This window comes from Streptomyces roseolus, from assembly GCF_014649855.1.
GTDB classification, from domain to species: Bacteria; Actinomycetota; Actinomycetes; order Streptomycetales; family Streptomycetaceae; genus Streptomyces; species Streptomyces roseolus.
On sequence record NZ_BMTV01000019.1, the window covers coordinates 155,110 to 170,322 of the forward strand.

Annotated in this window: 15 protein-coding genes; 9 read left to right on the forward strand and 6 right to left on the reverse strand. The window is 71.7% G+C overall.

Annotated features, from left to right (window positions below):
- Nucleotides 1-75 precede the first annotated feature (75 nt).
- Nucleotides 76-1,314 carry a phosphoserine phosphatase SerB gene (serB, locus tag IE245_RS22860; RefSeq protein WP_189950531.1) on the reverse strand — a complete coding sequence of 413 codons (1,239 nt, stop codon included), beginning with the start codon at nucleotides 1,312-1,314 and terminating at the stop codon, nucleotides 76-78.
- A gap of 218 nt (nucleotides 1,315-1,532) precedes the next feature.
- On the opposite strand from serB, the gene IE245_RS22865 reads away from it, so the two are divergent.
- A complete protein-coding gene (locus tag IE245_RS22865; protein ID WP_189950533.1) occupies nucleotides 1,533-4,124 on the forward strand; it encodes an ABC transporter ATP-binding protein/permease in 2,592 nt (863 codons plus the stop codon).
- A 91-nt stretch (nucleotides 4,125-4,215) separates the two neighbouring features.
- Here the strand turns inward: IE245_RS22865 and IE245_RS22870 are convergent, their stop codons facing one another.
- Entirely contained in the window at nucleotides 4,216-4,998 is a 783-nt protein-coding gene (locus IE245_RS22870) for a transglycosylase SLT domain-containing protein (RefSeq protein WP_189950535.1), read from the reverse strand.
- 602 nt (nucleotides 4,999-5,600) lie between these two features.
- Here IE245_RS22870 and IE245_RS22875 point away from each other — a divergent pair.
- The 3 genes from IE245_RS22875 to IE245_RS22885 all read left to right on the forward strand — a co-directional run bounded on the left by IE245_RS22875 (nucleotide 5,601) and on the right by IE245_RS22885 (nucleotide 7,783).
- On the forward strand, nucleotides 5,601-6,749 hold the full coding sequence (locus IE245_RS22875; RefSeq protein ID WP_189950537.1) for a GAF domain-containing sensor histidine kinase: 1,149 nt from the start codon (nucleotides 5,601-5,603) through the stop codon (nucleotides 6,747-6,749).
- Nucleotides 6,742-7,386: a response regulator gene (locus IE245_RS22880; RefSeq protein WP_189950539.1), complete on the forward strand. Its 645-nt coding sequence runs from the start codon at nucleotides 6,742-6,744 to the stop codon at nucleotides 7,384-7,386. Before IE245_RS22875 ends, IE245_RS22880 begins: the two co-directional genes overlap by 8 nt.
- A gap of 154 nt (nucleotides 7,387-7,540) precedes the next feature.
- Entirely contained in the window at nucleotides 7,541-7,783 is a 243-nt protein-coding gene (locus tag IE245_RS22885) for a chaplin (RefSeq protein ID WP_189950542.1), read from the forward strand.
- Nucleotides 7,784-7,972: 189 nt separating this feature from the next.
- Here IE245_RS22885 and IE245_RS22890 read toward each other — a convergent pair whose 3' ends face one another.
- Nucleotides 7,973-8,758 carry an Rv1486c family protein gene (locus IE245_RS22890; RefSeq protein ID WP_189950544.1) on the reverse strand — a complete coding sequence of 262 codons (786 nt, stop codon included), beginning with the start codon at nucleotides 8,756-8,758 and terminating at the stop codon, nucleotides 7,973-7,975.
- A gap of 144 nt (nucleotides 8,759-8,902) precedes the next feature.
- Between IE245_RS22890 and IE245_RS22895 the strand changes: the two genes are divergently transcribed.
- The 4 genes from IE245_RS22895 (at nucleotide 8,903) to IE245_RS22910 (ending at nucleotide 12,144) form a co-directional block, all read left to right on the forward strand.
- Complete coding sequence (locus IE245_RS22895; protein ID WP_189950546.1) at nucleotides 8,903-9,694, forward strand: ABC transporter ATP-binding protein; 792 nt, start codon at nucleotides 8,903-8,905, stop codon at nucleotides 9,692-9,694.
- A gap of 92 nt (nucleotides 9,695-9,786) precedes the next feature.
- Entirely contained in the window at nucleotides 9,787-10,215 is a 429-nt protein-coding gene (locus IE245_RS22900) for an NfeD family protein (protein WP_189950547.1), read from the forward strand.
- A 97-nt stretch (nucleotides 10,216-10,312) separates the two neighbouring features.
- Entirely contained in the window at nucleotides 10,313-11,254 is a 942-nt protein-coding gene (locus IE245_RS22905; protein WP_189950549.1) for an SPFH domain-containing protein, read from the forward strand.
- A 122-nt stretch (nucleotides 11,255-11,376) separates the two neighbouring features.
- Nucleotides 11,377-12,144 (forward strand): sulfite exporter TauE/SafE family protein, encoded by a 768-nt coding sequence (locus tag IE245_RS22910; RefSeq protein WP_189950551.1) that lies wholly within the window; start codon nucleotides 11,377-11,379, stop codon nucleotides 12,142-12,144.
- Nucleotides 12,145-12,196: 52 nt separating this feature from the next.
- On the opposite strand, the gene IE245_RS22915 is transcribed toward IE245_RS22910, so the two are convergent.
- The 3 genes from IE245_RS22915 to IE245_RS22925 all read right to left on the reverse strand — a co-directional run bounded on the left by IE245_RS22915 (nucleotide 12,197) and on the right by IE245_RS22925 (nucleotide 14,207).
- The gene (locus tag IE245_RS22915; RefSeq protein WP_031015619.1) at nucleotides 12,197-12,703 is read right to left on the reverse strand and encodes an HNH endonuclease; all 507 of its coding nucleotides are present in this window, start codon (nucleotides 12,701-12,703) and stop codon (nucleotides 12,197-12,199) included.
- A 156-nt stretch (nucleotides 12,704-12,859) separates the two neighbouring features.
- Nucleotides 12,860-13,399 carry a YbhB/YbcL family Raf kinase inhibitor-like protein gene (locus IE245_RS22920; protein ID WP_189950553.1) on the reverse strand — a complete coding sequence of 180 codons (540 nt, stop codon included), beginning with the start codon at nucleotides 13,397-13,399 and terminating at the stop codon, nucleotides 12,860-12,862.
- Nucleotides 13,400-13,424: 25 nt separating this feature from the next.
- On the reverse strand, nucleotides 13,425-14,207 hold the full coding sequence (locus tag IE245_RS22925; protein WP_189950555.1) for a sporulation protein: 783 nt from the start codon (nucleotides 14,205-14,207) through the stop codon (nucleotides 13,425-13,427).
- Between the two features lie 85 nt (nucleotides 14,208-14,292).
- Here IE245_RS22925 and IE245_RS22930 point away from each other — a divergent pair, with 85 nt between their 5' ends.
- The gene (locus IE245_RS22930; protein WP_189950557.1) at nucleotides 14,293-14,955 is read left to right on the forward strand and encodes a DNA-3-methyladenine glycosylase; all 663 of its coding nucleotides are present in this window, start codon (nucleotides 14,293-14,295) and stop codon (nucleotides 14,953-14,955) included.
- The last annotated feature ends 258 nt before the right edge of the window (nucleotides 14,956-15,213 follow it).

A 15,213-nucleotide genomic window follows, 5' to 3' on the forward strand; every position in this document is an offset into this window, starting at 1 on the left:
CGGTACGCGCAAGGGGCCCGGCCACCACGACGGCGGCCGGGCCCCTTCCCGTACGAGAGGACCCGAGGACCCGGCTCAGTGCAGCAGCTCCTCGCCGCCGTCCGCCGCCTCGACCTCCTCGCGGGTGATCCCGAGCAGGTACAGCACCGTGTCGAGGAACGGCACGTTCACCGCCGTGTGCGCCGCCTCGCGCACCACCGGCTTGGCGTTGAAGGCCACCCCGAGCCCCGCCGCGTTCAGCATGTCCAGGTCGTTGGCGCCGTCGCCGATCGCCACCGTCTGCGCCAGCGGCACCCCGGCCTCCGCCGCGAACCGGCGCAGCAGCCGCGCCTTGCCCGCCCGGTCCACGATCTCGCCCGTCACCCGGCCGGTGAGCTTCCCGTCGACGATCTCCAGTGTGTTGGCCTGGGCGAAGTCGAGCCCGAGCCGCTCCTTCAGATCGTCCGTGACCTGAGTGAAGCCGCCCGAGACCACGCCCACCTGGTAGCCGAGCCGCTTCAGGGTGCGGATCAGGGTCCGGGCACCCGGCGTGAGCCGCACCTCGGCCCGCACCTTGTCCACGACCGAAGCGTCCAGGCCCTCCAGGAGCGCCACGCGCGCGTGCAGCGACTGCTCGAAGTCCAGCTCGCCGCGCATCGCCGCCGCCGTCACCTCGGCGACCTTCTCCTCGCACCCGGCGTGCGCCGCGAAGAGCTCGATCACCTCGTCCTGGATCAGCGTCGAGTCCACGTCCATGACGACCAGCCGCTGCGCCCTCCGGTGCAGCCCCGCCGAGACCACGGCCACGTCCACGCCGATGGTGTGCGCCTCGGTGGCCAGCGCCGTCCGCAGCGCCTCGGTCGCGCAGCCCGAGACCGCGAACTCGACCGCCGTCACCGGGTACTTCGCCAGCCGGAAGATGCGGTCGATGTTGCCGCCCGTCCCGGCGATCCTGGCCGCTATGGCCGCCGTCTGCTCGGCCGTCAGCGGGTGTCCGAGGACCGTCACGTGCGAGCGGCCCTCGCCGCGCGGCCGGTTGTCGCCGAGACCCGAGATGATCTCGGCCTGGAGCTTCAGCGACTCGGCCCAGCTGTGCACGGTGGCGCGCAGCTCGCCCTGGGAGGCGACGGTCGGCTCGGTGACCAGCGCGCACAGCACGAGCCGTCCGCGCGACACGACCTGCTCGATGTCGACGACGTCCACGGAGAAGGCGGCCAGGGTGTCGAAGAGGCCGGCCGTGATTCCGGGCCGGTCCTTCCCGAAGATCTTGACGAGAAGCGTGGGCACGTCCGCGGGGTGAACGGCGGGGACGTCCGGTGTCTGCGATGCGCTCATGGTGCTCCCACCGTATCGGGCACCCGGTGCCACCCGACGTCCCGTCCCGCGTTCCGGACACCCGCGCGGCCGAACGCCGCCCCGGAGCGGCCCGGCGGCCCTCCCCGGGGTCTTCACGCCGCCCGACTTTCGGATCGGGGACCCGGCCTGAAATAGTTCCCCAGGATGATTCGCCATCCCTAGGGCCCCCGTGTCGGGGGTGCATCGGGGGACACACAGTGGGGCATGGAGTGCCAGAACTCGTACTCGAACTCAACGGCAGGACCTGGACGCTGGAGCCGTCCCGGTCGTACACCCTGGGGCGCGACCCCCAGGGGGACCTGGTCATCGACGATGCCAGGGTCTCGTGGCGGCACGCCACCATCGGCTGGAACGGCCGGAGCTGGGCCATCGAGGACCACGGCTCCACCAACGGCACCTTCGTCGCCGGACAGCGCCTCCAGCAGCTGGAGATCGGCCCCGGGACCACCGTCCACCTCGGCAACCCGACGGACGGCCCGCGCCTGAACCTGTCCGCCGCGCCCGCCGGACAGGCCGCGCCCGCCGGTCACCAGGCCCAGGTCCACCAGGCCCAGGTCCACCAGGGCGCCGACCCGGCCCGCGCCGCGGGGCCGCAGGCCGACTGGCCCGCCCACGACGCCCCGCCGCAGCAGGCCGGCTGGCAGCAGCCCGTACCGCAGCAGCAGGCACAGCCGTACGGCAACCAGGTCCCGCCGCAGGTGCCCCACCAGGGACCCGGCCCGGTGGAGCAGCCGGCCCAGAAGACCAGCGGCGCCGCGGGGGCGTCGTCGGCCTACTCCGACCGCAGCCCCACCACCTTCCACCAGCTGGCCCTCGGCCACGTGATGCGCATCGGCCGCGCCCTCGAGAACGAACTGGTCGTCTCCGACCTCCAGGTCTCGCGCCACCACGCCGAGTTCCACGCCACGCCCGACGGCCGCATGGAGATCCGCGACCTCGGCTCGCACAACGGCACCTACGTCAACGGCCAGCCGATCCCCAAGGGCGGCACCGCCCTCCTCGGCCCCCAGGACATCGTCGGCGTCGGCCACTCCACCTTCCGGATCGTCGGCGGCCAGCTGGAAGAGTTCGTCGACACCGGCTCGGTCTCCTTCTCGGCCCGTCACCTCACCGTCACCGTCGACGGCGGCAAGCAGATCCTCAAGGACGTCTCCTTCGGCGTCCCCGAGAAGTCGCTCATCGGCGTCATCGGCCCCTCCGGCTCCGGCAAGTCCACCCTCCTCAAGGCGCTCACCGGCTACCGGCCCGCCGACCAGGGCGACGTCCTCTACGACAACCGCAGCCTCTACAAGCAGTTCGCCGAACTGCGCCAGCGCATCGGCCTGGTCCCGCAGGACGACATCCTGCACAAGGAGCTGACCGTCCAGAAGGCGCTCCGGTACGCCGCCAAGCTCCGCTTCCCCGGCGACACCGCGACCGCCGAGCGCGAGGCCCGCATCGACGAGGTGCTGCGCGAGCTCAAGCTGGACATCCACAAGGAGAAGAAGGTCACCTCCCTCTCCGGCGGCCAGCGCAAGCGCGTCTCCGTCGCCCTGGAGCTGCTGACCAAGCCCTCGCTGATCTTCCTGGACGAGCCGACCTCCGGCCTCGACCCGGGCATGGACCGCGACGTCATGCAGCTGCTCCGCGGCCTCGCCGACGACGGCCGCACGGTCCTCGTCGTCACCCACTCCGTCGCCGAGCTGGCCCTCTGCGACAAGCTCCTGGTGATGGCCCCCGGCGGCTCCGTGGCGTACTTCGGCCCGCCGGACGAGGCGCTGAACTTCTTCGGCTACACCTCCTGGGCCGACGTCTTCTCCGCCTTCGAGAACTACCGCGACTACGACTGGGCCGGCCGCTGGAAGGGCTCGCAGCACTACCAGCTGTACGCCGCCGACATCGACGCCGTCGCCGCCCAGCCCGTCCACATGCCGCAGCAGGCGATGTCCCGCCCGCCGAAGCCGCAGGGCTGGGGCTCCCAGCTGTGGACCCTGATCCGCCGCTACACCTCGGTGATCGTCTCCGACAAGGGCTTCCTCGCCCTCATGGTGATCCTCCCCGCGGTCATCGGCTCGGTCTCCGTCGTCATCCCCGCCGACTTCGGCCTCGCCCCGCCCACCCCGCCGTCCCGGTTCAACGGCGACGCCGGCATCATCATGCTGATCCTCACGGTCGGCATGTGCTTCTCCGGCGCGGCGAACTCCGTCCGAGAACTGATCAAGGAACGGGTCATCTACGAGCGCGAGCGCGCCACCGGCCTCTCCCGCTCGGCCTACCTGATGTCCAAGGTGATCGTCCTCGGCGTCATCACGGCCTTCCAGGGCGTCATCCTCTGCGCCATCGGCTTCGCCATCCGCGACCTGCCCGCCGAGGGCCTGCTCATGCCGCCGGCCGTCGAGCTCTGCCTCACCGTCATCGCGCTCGGCCTCACCTCGATGATGGTCGGCCTGGTCATCTCCGCGCTGGTGAAGACCGCCGAGAAGACCATGCCGCTGCTCGTCATGTTCGCGATCGTCCAGGTCGTCTTCACCGGCATCCTCTTCAAGGTCTTCGGTTCGCCCGGCCTGGAGCAGTTCGCCTGGCTGATGCCGTCCCGCTGGGCCATCGCCGGCGCCGGCACGACCCTCGACCTCGCGCACCTCATGGCGCCGTGGGACCCGAAGAACCCCACCGACCTGGACCCGCTGTGGGAGCACAGCGCCGGCCAGTGGGGCTTCAACGTCGGCGTGCTGCTCGTCATGACCGTCGTCCTCGGCGTCGCCGTCGCCCGGCTGCTGCGCCGCCACGAGCCCGAGGTCATGCGCAAGTAGCGGCCCCGGAGCACCACGCCAGGAGGGCGGCACCCCGCACGGGGTGCCGCCCTCCTGGCGTGGTCGGGACGACTCAGTACGCGCTGACGACTCAGTACGCGCTGTTGACGTTGTCGATCGAGCCGTAGCGGTCGGCCGCGTAGTTGGCGGCGGCGACGAGGTTGGCGACCGGGTCGTACTGGTCGAACTTGGTGCCCTTCACGTGGTACGCCTTGAAGGTCGGGTAGATCACCTGGAGCAGGCCCTTGGACGGGACGCCGTTGCGGGCGTTGATGTCCCAGTTGTTGATCGCGTACGGGTTGCCGCTGGACTCGCGCATGATGTTCTTGTGCAGGCCGTGGTACGTGCCCGGGATGTTGTGCTTGTCCATGATGTACAGCGCCTCGCGGATCCAGCCGTCGAGGTTGTTCGCGAAGACCGGCGTCCGGGTGACGGAGCGGCTCGCGGCCGTCTTCGTCGCGGCGCGCTTCTTGGCGGCGGCCTTGGCCTTCGCGGCGGCCTTCGCCTCGGCGGCCCGCTTCTTCGCGGCGGCGTCGGCCTTCGCCTTCGCGGCGGCCTTGGCCTTGGCGGCCTTCGCCTTGGCGGCGGCAGCGGCCTTGGCCTTGGCGGCGGCCTCCTGCTTGGCCTTCAGGCCGATGGTGGACTGCTGGTCGGTGACGCTCGCGGCCAGCGCCTTCGCCTGGGGGCTGCCGGCGTCGTACGACCAGGCGACCTTCTGGCTGGTGTGCAGTGCCTGCGGCTCGGTCTCCGTGGAGCCGTTGCCCGGCACGAGGGACAGGGTGAGCGCGGCAGCGCCCAGAGCGGCGACGCCGGCGATCGTGGCCTTGTGGGTCTTCTTCAGACCACGACTGTGGCCAGGGGTGTTCTGAGACATGCAGGACTACCTCTTCGAATCGCTGGGGGTCGCTGGGCCGGGGCGGCGCTGCGCCTGCTCGGCGGCGACGGGGGCAATTCTTAGCGGCAGCAAAATCGCGTGGCAAAGGTGTGACGTACGATCCCGGGTAGTGGATCAGGGGCCGGTGTACGCGCCCGAGAAACGGCTTCGAGCCCGATTCGCCCCGCCCTGTACGGGCCCCGAATCCTCCACTAGGCAGCTTCGTAAGTGACCTGGGTCCTATGCGCGGGCTCACACGGGGCCCTGGGCAGCCTCACTCGAAGTTGCGTGAGCAATGCACACGGTAACCCTCCTCCGCCCTGCGGAGGAGAGCCAGCGCCGCCGGCTCCCGCCCAGTGAGTGCGGACTCCGCCCCGGCCCGCCCCCGCCACGCGTACGCGCGTGCGCGGACCCTCTTTCGCCGGTCAGGCCCCTCGTGCGCGCGGCCCCTCCTTCGTCGGCCCCGCGCCCCGTGCGCGCGGACGCCCCCTCGTCGGCCCCGGCCCTCGTCCGCCCGGGCCCTTCGACCTAGGTCCCGCGACCCGCGCCCCGCCGTCCCCGGCCCCATACGGGCCGCCGCGCCCCGCCGGTACCGTGAGGCCATGAGTCACCGAACCGGCTCCGGCCTCGCCGCCGTGAGCACCGCGCTCCTGGCGATGAGCCGGCAGATGGAGGTCCGCGACGTCCTCAAGACGATCGTGGCCTCCGCCCGCGAGCTGCTCGACGCCGAGTACGCGGCCCTGGGCGTCCCCGACGACCACGGGGGCTTCGCCCAGTTCGTCGTCGACGGCGTCAGCGACGCCCAGTGGAAGGCCATCGGCCCGCTGCCCCGCCAGCACGGCGTCCTGGCGGCGATGCTCCACAAGGCCGAGCCCGAGCGGCTCGCCGACGTCCGCGAGGACCCCCGCTTCGGCGGCTGGCCCGACGCCCACCCCGAGCTCTCCGACTTCCTCGGCCTCCCGGTCCGCGACGGCGACGAGACCCTGGGCGCCCTCTTCCTCGCCAACAAGCGCTGCGCCCGGCCCGAGGGCGGCGGCTGCGGCTTCACCGCCGAGGACGAGGAGCTGCTCGGCATCCTCGCCCAGCACGCCGCCATCGCCCTCACCAACGCCCGGCTGTACGAGCGCAGCCGCGAGCTGACCATCGCCGAGGAGCGCTCCCGCCTCGCCCACGAGCTGCACGACGCCGTCAGCCAGAAGCTCTTCTCCCTCCGGCTCACCGCCCAGGCCGCCGCCGCCCTCGTCGACCGCGACCCGGCCCGCGCCAAGGGAGAGCTCCAGCAGGTCGCCGCGCTCGCCGCCGAGGCCGCCGACGAACTGCGCGCCGCCGTCGTCGAGCTCCGCCCCGCCGCCCTCGACGAGGACGGCCTCGTCCACACCCTGCGCACCCAGATCCAGGTCCTCGACCGCGCCCACTCCGCCGCGGTCGTCTTCGACAGCCCCGGCATCCGCGCCCTGCCCGCCGCCCAGGAGGAAGCCGTCCTCAGGGTCGCCCAGGAGGCCCTGCACAACGCCCTGCGGCACGCGGAGGCCGCCCGGGTCGCCGTCACCCTGGCCCGGCACGGCCAGGGCGCCCGGCTCACCGTCGCCGACGACGGCCGCGGCTTCGACCCCGCGACCGTCCGCAGCGCCGGACGCCACCTCGGCCTGGTGTCCATGCGCGACCGCGCCGCCGGAGTCGGCGGCGCCCTCACCGTGACCTCCGCCCCCGGCGAGGGCACCACGATCGAGATGGAGGTCCCCGGTGGCTGACAAGCCCATCCGCGTGCTCCTGGTCGACGACCACCAGGTCGTCCGCCGCGGCCTGCGCACCTTCCTGGAGGTCCAGGACGACATAGAGGTCGTCGGCGAGGCCGCCGACGGCGCCGAGGGCGTCGCCCGCGCGGAGGAGCTCCGCCCCGACGTCGTCCTCATGGACATCAAGATGCCGGGCACCGACGGCATCGAGGCCCTCAAGCGGCTCCGCGCCCTGGACAACCCGGCCAGGGTCCTCATCGTGACCAGCTTCACCGAGCAGCGCACGGTCGTCCCCGCCCTGCGCGCGGGCGCCTCGGGATACGTCTACAAGGACATCGACCCCGACGCCCTCGCCGGCGCGATCCGCTCCGTCCACGCCGGCCACGTCCTGCTCCAGCCCGAGGTGGCGGGCGCGCTCCTCGCCCAGGACGACCCCCAGGGCGGCACGGGGAGGGGAACCACCCTCACGGAGCGCGAGCGCGAGGTCCTGGGCCTGATCGCAGACGGCCGCTCCAACCGGGAGATCGCCAAGGCCCTGGTCCTCTCCGAGAAGACGGTGAAGACCCACGTATCGAACATCCTCATGAAGCTCGACCTGGCGGACCGCACCCAGGCGGCGCTCTGGGCGGTCCGCCACGGGCTCACCACCTGAAACGCCCCGTTCACGCGCCGGGGCGCACGCCCGTTCACTTAGTCATACGGTCGGGTGCACATCCCCCATTCGGCGCAACCACGGGAGCCGGCCGGCGTTCTCCAGGGCGTGCTGCGGCGGACCGGCCGCAGCGATGACCAGGAGGAAGTACCAAGTGAAGAACCTCAAGAAGGCCGCTGCCCTCACCATGGTCGCCGGTGGCATCGTCGCCGCCGGTGCCGGCGTGGCCTCCGCCCACGGCGCCGACGCCCACGGCCAGGCCCTCAACTCCCCGGGCGTCGCCTCCGGCAACCTGGTGCAGGTCCCCGTCCACGTCCCCGTGAACGTCTCCGGCAACACGGTCAACGTGATCGGCCTCCTCAACCCCGCCTTCGGCAACCACGCCCTCAACGGCTGAGCGCCCCCCCCGCACCACCGGCCCCCGGGATCCTCCCCCCGGGGGCCGCAGCCGTCGTGGGCATACGTTCCGCCCGGGAGTTCCCCCGGACGAAGCCCTCGGGGGAGGAACGGACGGGCACGACGTCCCGGGGGCGGCGCCCCTCCCGGAAGCCCGCGCCCCCTGGACCCGCACCATCGGGCGCGCCGTTCAGGTGCCCCGCTCCCGCTCCTCGACCCAGGAGTTGTACGCGGCGACCCGCGCCCGCCGGGCCACCCGCTCCACCGGCGCCAGCGCGGCGCCCCGCGCCGCCATCTCGGACGCGCTGACCGCACCGCCGTGCCCGTTCCCGTACGCGAGGTCGACCAGCAGGCCGATCCGCCGGGCCAGCTCCAGGACCCGTACCGCCCGGGCCGGGTATCCCGGCGCGAGGACCTCACGGCTCGTCTCCGTCCGCGCCCGGTACGCCTCCCGCGCCGCCTCCGCCGCGGACCCCGACGCCGCCACGTCGAGCCGCGTCAGCGCCGCCGTCGCGTCCCGCAGCGCCTCCGCCAGCTCCCGCTCCGCCTCGCCCAGCGAGGGCACGTCGGCCGGCGGCGCCTCCCGCACCGGCATGCAGTGCCACACCACCTCCACGTGCACGTCCCCGCGCGGCCCCGCCTTTACGACCTCGGGCACCAGCCCGTACGGCGCCCCGTACCCCACCACCGCCTCCTCCGCCTCCAACGCGCGCGCGTTGAAGTCCGGCGGCCCGCTCAGCCCCAGCGGATGCCCCGGCGCGGGCAGCGCGACCCGCCACCCGGTCACCCCGAGCCGCCGCAGCCGGCCGAGCGCCAGCGTCAGCCCCACGGGAGCCGCCTCGCCCGGTACCCCCGCCACGCGGTGCACCGCGTCCTCCCCGACGATCGCCAGCGCCGCGTCGTCCGGCGACACCGCCCCGGCGAGGAGGGCATTGCCCCAGGCGGCCAGACGTCCTGAACGTGGTTCCGAAAGCATCCCCCCAGAGTAGGGACCCGAACGACGCCCTAGGGACCGGCCCGTCCCGCCGATGACGTAGGTTTTCCCGTGGACGCCGCGCCCGCGGCCCAAGGCGACGACACGAGCCGACACGACTCGACGGCAAGGGGAGACAACGCGCTCATGAGCGATGTACTGGAGCTGGTGGACGTATCCGTGGTCCGCGACGGACGCGCTCTGGTGGACGAGGTCTCCTGGTCGGTCAAGGAAGGGGAGCGCTGGGTCATCCTCGGCCCGAACGGCGCCGGCAAGACCACCCTCCTCAACCTCGCCTCCAGCTACCTCTACCCCACCGCCGGAAGCGCCACCATCCTCGGCGAGCGCCTCGGCGCCGTCGACGTCTTCGAGCTGCGCCCCCGCATCGGCATGGCCGGCATCGCCATGGCGGAGAAGCTCCCCAAGCGCCAGACCGTCCTCCAGACCGTCCTCACCGCCGCGTACGGCATGACCGCCACCTGGCACGAGGACTACGACCCGGTCGACGAGGCCCGCGCCCGCGCCTTCCTCGACCGCCTCGGCATGAACGACTACCTGGACCGCCGCTTCGGCACCCTCTCCGAGGGCGAGCGCAAGCGCACCCTGATCGCCCGCGCGATGATGACCGACCCCGAGCTCCTCCTCCTCGACGAGCCCGCCGCCGGCCTCGACCTCGGCGGCCGCGAGGACCTCGTCCGCCGTCTCGGCCGCCTGGCCCGGGACCCGTACGCCCCCTCCATGATCATGGTCACCCACCACGTCGAGGAGATCGCGCCCGGCTTCACCCACGTCCTGATGATCCGACAGGGCAAGGTGCTCGCCGCCGGCCCCATGGAGACCGAGCTCAACTCCCGCAACCTCTCCCACTGCTTCGGCCTCCCGCTCGTCGTCGAGCGCGTCGGCGACCGCTGGACCGCCCAGGGCCTGCCCCTCAAGTAGCCCCGCCCGACAGGCCCCTGGACCGCCGTGACCCGCACAGCCACGGCACCGCACCCTGTCCCACGAGGCCCCACCCGCCCTACCATGACCGTGTGGACATCGACGCATGGATCTGGTGGCTGATCGGCGCGGTGGGGCTCGGCATTCCCCTGGTCCTCACCGCCATGCCGGAGTTCGGCATGTTCGCCGTCGGGGCCGTCGCCGGCGCGGTCACCGCCGCCCTCGGCTTCGGCATCGTCGCGCAGGTGATCGTCTTCGTGGTCGTCTCCGTCGCGCTCCTCGCCGTCGTACGCCCCCTCGCGGCCCGGCACCGCGCCGGCACCCCCGCCCACGCCACCGGCATCGACGCCCTGAAGGGCCGTCAGGCCCGCGTCCTGGAACGGGTCGACGCCGAAGGCGGCCGCATCAAGCTCGCCGGCGAGATCTGGTCCGCCCGCTCCCTCGACGCCACCCGCGTCTTCGAACCGGGCGAGGAGGTCGACGTGGTCGAGATCGAGGGCGCCACCGCCGTCGTCATCTGACCGAAGCCCGCCCCCGACGTCACCACGTCATGGGAAACTCGATCATCGGAAGAGCAACCCGGCAGACAAACCGGCAGCGAAGGGCACGGGGAACACGATGTCAGCAGTCATCATCGTCCTGATCATTCTGGTGGTGCTCGTCTTCATCGCCCTGATCAAGACGATCCAGGTCATCCCGCAGGCCAGCGCCGCGATCGTGGAGCGCTTCGGCCGCTACACCCGCACCCTCAACGCCGGCCTCAACATCGTCGTCCCGTTCATCGACACGATCCGCAACCGCATCGACCTCCGCGAACAGGTCGTCCCGTTCCCGCCCCAGCCGGTGATCACCCAGGACAACCTGGTCGTCAACATCGACACCGTCATCTACTACCAGGTGACCGACGCCCGCGCCGCCACCTACGAGGTGGCCAGCTACATCCAGGCCATCGAGCAGCTCACCGTCACCACCCTGCGCAACATCATCGGCGGCATGGACCTGGAGCGGACCCTCACCTCCCGCGAGGACATCAACGCCGCCCTCCGCGGCGTCCTCGACGAGGCCACCGGCAAGTGGGGCATCCGCGTCAACCGCGTCGAGCTCAAGGCCATCGAGCCGCCGACCTCCATCCAGGACTCGATGGAGAAGCAGATGCGCGCCGACCGCGACAAGCGCGCCGCCATCCTCCAGGCCGAGGGCGTCCGCCAGTCCGAGATCCTCCGCGCCGAGGGCGAGAAGCAGTCCGCCATCCTCCGCGCCGAGGGCGAGGCCAAGGCCGCCGCGCTCAAGGCGGAGGGCGAGGCCCAGGCCGTCCGCACCGTCTTCGAGGCCATCCACGCCGGCGACCCGGACCAGAAGCTCCTCTCGTACCAGTACCTCCAGATGCTCCCGAAGATCGCCGAGGGCGACGCCAACAAGCTCTGGATCGTGCCCAGCGAGATCGGCGACGCCCTCAAGGGCCTCTCCGGCGCCCTCGGCAACATGGGCCCCGGCGCCCCGTCCCCGTCCTTCACCAAGGACGTCCCGGCCGCCCGGCGCGAAGAGCCCACCGTCGACTGAACCGTCGACCGAACCGATGGCTGACACGTACACGTAACTCCGGGCATGATCAGTGCGAGCCCCTCGACTCCTGCCGCACGCGGAGCGGGGAGGCGAACCACTGACCATGTGAGGAAACGGCTTTGTCCATCTGGGAAGCCCTGGCGGTCTTCGCCGCCGGCATCGGCGCCGGCGCCATCAACACCATCGTCGGATCGGGGACGCTCATCACGTTCCCGGTCCTCCTCGCGACCGGACTGCCACCGATCACCGCGAACGTCTCCAACGCCCTCGGCCTCGTCCCCGGCTCCATCAGCGGAGCCATCGGCTACCGCCGCGAACTCAAGGGCCAGACCCGCCGGGTGCTCCGCCTCGGCGCCGCCGCCCTCGTCGGCGGCCTCATCGGCGCGATCCTGCTCCTCGCCCTGCCCTCCGAGGCCTTCGACGCCATCGTCCCGATCCTCATCGGACTGGCCCTGATCCTCGTCCTCTTCCAGCCCCGCATCGCCGCCGCCGTCCAGCGCCGCCGCGAAGCGACCGGCAACGAGGCCCACCCCGACGGCGGCCCCGCCCTCCTCGTGGGCCTCACCCTCGCCAGCATGTACGGCGGCTACTTCGGCGCCGCCCAGGGAGTCCTCTACCTCTCCCTCATGGGCCTGCTCCTCCACGACGACCTCCAGCGGATCAACGCGGTCAAGAACATCCTCGGCGCCCTCGTCAACGGCGTCGCCGCCGTCTTCTTCCTCTTCGTCGCCGAGTTCGACTGGACCGCCGTCCTCCTCATCGCCGTCGGCTCCACCCTCGGCGGCCAGATCGGCGCCAAGGTCGGCCGCCGCCTCAAGCCCGCCGTCCTGCGCGGCGTCATCATCGCCGTCGGCGTCGTCGCCATCCTCCAGCTCACCCTGAAATGACCGGAGGGCCCGCCCCCTCACAGGGGACGGGCCCTCACCGCCTCAGGGCCGCTCAGGCCGCGGTACGCGCCAGCCACTCCGGCAGCTCCGACCGCTCACCGGCCCGCATCGCCAGCAGCATCGCGTCCGCCGGCGTCGGCACGAACGGCTCGAAGAGCAGCGGCATCCCCGCCTGCTCCGGCGTCCGGTCCGCCTTGCGGTGGTTGTCCTCCGCACAGGAAGCGACCGTATTCAGCCAACTGTCCCCACCACCCTGCGCCCGCGGCACCACGTGGTCCACGGTCGTCGCGCGCCTCCCGCAGTACGCGCACCGGTGTTGGTCCCTGACCAGCACGCCCCTCCTCGACCACGGAGCCTGTCTTCGGAACGGCACCCGGACGAACCGGCAGAGCCTGATCACCCGGGGCACCGGAAGGTCGACGGCGGCGGCACGCACCCGCAGATCCGGATGGGACTGCTCCACGACGGCCTTGTCCTGCAGGACGAGCACCACCGCACGGTTGAGCGTGACCGTCGAAAGCGGCTCGAAGCTCGCGTTCAGAACCAGCGTGTCCCGCATGGTGCCCACCTCCCGTGTGCCGGCCCACCCCCCTGGCGGGCTTGGATCAACGATGGCCGGGCCGGCCGGGGTCGGACAACGCAATTTCGTGCGCAACAAAAGATGCCCGCTTCTGATCTCTCCAAGACCAGAAGCGGGCAAACAACAAACGAACGATCAGCCTGCCGCGGGAGCCGCGTACTCACCGATCAACTGGGCCCGGCCCAGCGTGTGGAAGCGCAGGTTGAATCCGACGACGGCCGGCGAGGCGTCGGCGTCCGGCCCCAGCTTCTCCGTGTCCACCGCGTACACCGTGAACACATAGCGGTGCGCCGGGTCCCCGGCCGGCGGGGCGGCCCCGCCGAAGTCCTTCGACCCGTAGTCGTTCCGTGCGTGCACGGCCCCGGCCGGCAGCCCCTCGAAGGAGCCCGAACCGGCCCCCGCGGGCAGTTCGGTGACCGACGCCGGGATGTCGAACAGCACCCAGTGCCAGAAGCCGCTGCCCGTCGGCGCGTCCGGGTCGAAACAGGTCACGGCGAAGCTCTTGGTCTCCGCCGGGAAGCCCTCCCAGCGCAGGTGCGGGGAGACGTTCCCCTCCGCGTACACCTGAGCGTCCTTCAGCACCGCGCCGGGCGCCACGTCATCGCTCGTCACGCCGAACTCCGCCACCGGCGGGTGGAACGCGTGGGGGAGCGGGGCCCGCTGTCCCTGGTCCATCTCGAACCCTCCGTCCCGTTCCGTGCTAGAGCCAGTTGCGACGGCCGCCGACCTCGGCGAGCCACTGGTTGAGGTACGCGTTCCAGTCGGTGCCCCGGTAGTCGTCCAGCCCCACCTTGAACGCCCGGAAGGAGTCGCTGCCCTCGGTGAACAGCCCCGGCTTCTTGTCCATCTCCAGGACGACGTCCATCTCGCGGTCGTCGGCGACGAAGCTGACCTCGACCTGGTTCAGGCCGTGGTACTGCTGCGGCGCGAAGAACTCGATCTCCTGGTAGAAGGGCAGCCGCTGGCGGGTGCCGCGGATGTGACCGCGCTCCATGTCCGCGCTCTTGAAGCGGAAGCCCAGCTGGACGAAGGCGTCGAGGATCGCCTGCTGCGCCGGCAGCGGGTGCACGTTGATCGGGTCGAGGTCGCCCGAGTCCACCGCGCGCGCGATCTCCAGCTCGGTGGAGACGCCGATCTCCATGCCGTGCAGCCGCTGCCCGCCGATCGTGTTGACCGGCGTCTCCCACGGGATCTCCAGGCCGAACGGCACCACGTGCACCGCGCCGGCCTTCACCTCGAAGGCGCCCCCGAGCCGCACCTTCACGAACTCGACGTCCTGCTTGTGCTCCTGGTCGCCGCCCTCGACCTCGACGCGCGCCTGGAGACCGACGGACAGCCCCTCGATCTGCTGGTCGACGCTGCCGCCCTGGATCCGGACCTCGCCCTGGACGACGCCGCCCGGGACCACGTTCTCCTCGGTGAGCACCGTCTCCACGGTGGCCCCGCCGGCACCCAGGCTCGCCAGCAGCTTCTTGAATCCCATGGCACTCTCCTTCTCGTTCCTGTCCCCTACATACGCGCGACGACCGTAGCGGGTTCCACCGGAGTCCCCGTTACGCTCGGACGTCATGAGCGAGAGTCCCGACCGTACGCCGCTGCCGCGGAGCTTCTTCGACCGCCCCGTCCTGGAGGTGGCCCCGGACCTCCTCGGCCGCACCCTCGTCCGTACGACCGACGAGGGAACCATGGAACTGCGCCTCACGGAGGTGGAGGCGTACGCCGGCGCCATCGACCCCGGCTCGCACGCCTTCCGCGGCCGGACGGCCCGCAACGCCGTGATGTTCGGTCCGCCCGGTCACGCGTACGTCTACTTCACCTACGGCATGTGGCACTGCCTGAACCTGGTGTGCGCTCCGGAGGGCGAGGCGAGCGGTGTACTGCTCCGAGCGGGCGAGATCCTGCGCGGCGCGGAACTGGCCCGTCCCCGCCGCCGCTCGGCCCGCAAGGACGCCGAACTGGCGAAGGGCCCGGCCCGCCTCGCCACCGCCCTGGACGTCCCCGGCTCCCTGAACGGCACCGACGTCTGTGCCGACTCCGACGCCCCCCTGTCGGTCCTCACCGGCACCCCGCCGGCCCCGTCCCTGATCCGCACCGGCCCCCGCACGGGCGTCGGCGGCGACGGAGCCCCGCACCCCTGGCGCTTCTGGATCGCCGAAGACCCCACGGTCAGCCCCTACCGGCCCCACCAGCCCCGCAAGCGGCGACTTGACCCGGCCAGAACGGACGCGTAACGTAGCCCGAGCCGCTTGAGACGGTGGTGCTTGTTCAGGCACCCCGAGAGCGGCCATCCACTTCAATGCGACGAATCCCATCGGGGCTTATTTCGGCATGCCGGAATTCGTTTCGAAAGGCTCGATTATGAGCCGCCCGGGAAATCGGCTAAAGTAGTGGAAGCGCCGGAAGGCCCCGGGGAATTCGATTTCGGGACCGGAAAGCACCGAGGAAATCGGATCGGAAAGATCTGATAGAGTCGGAAACGCAGGAAAGCG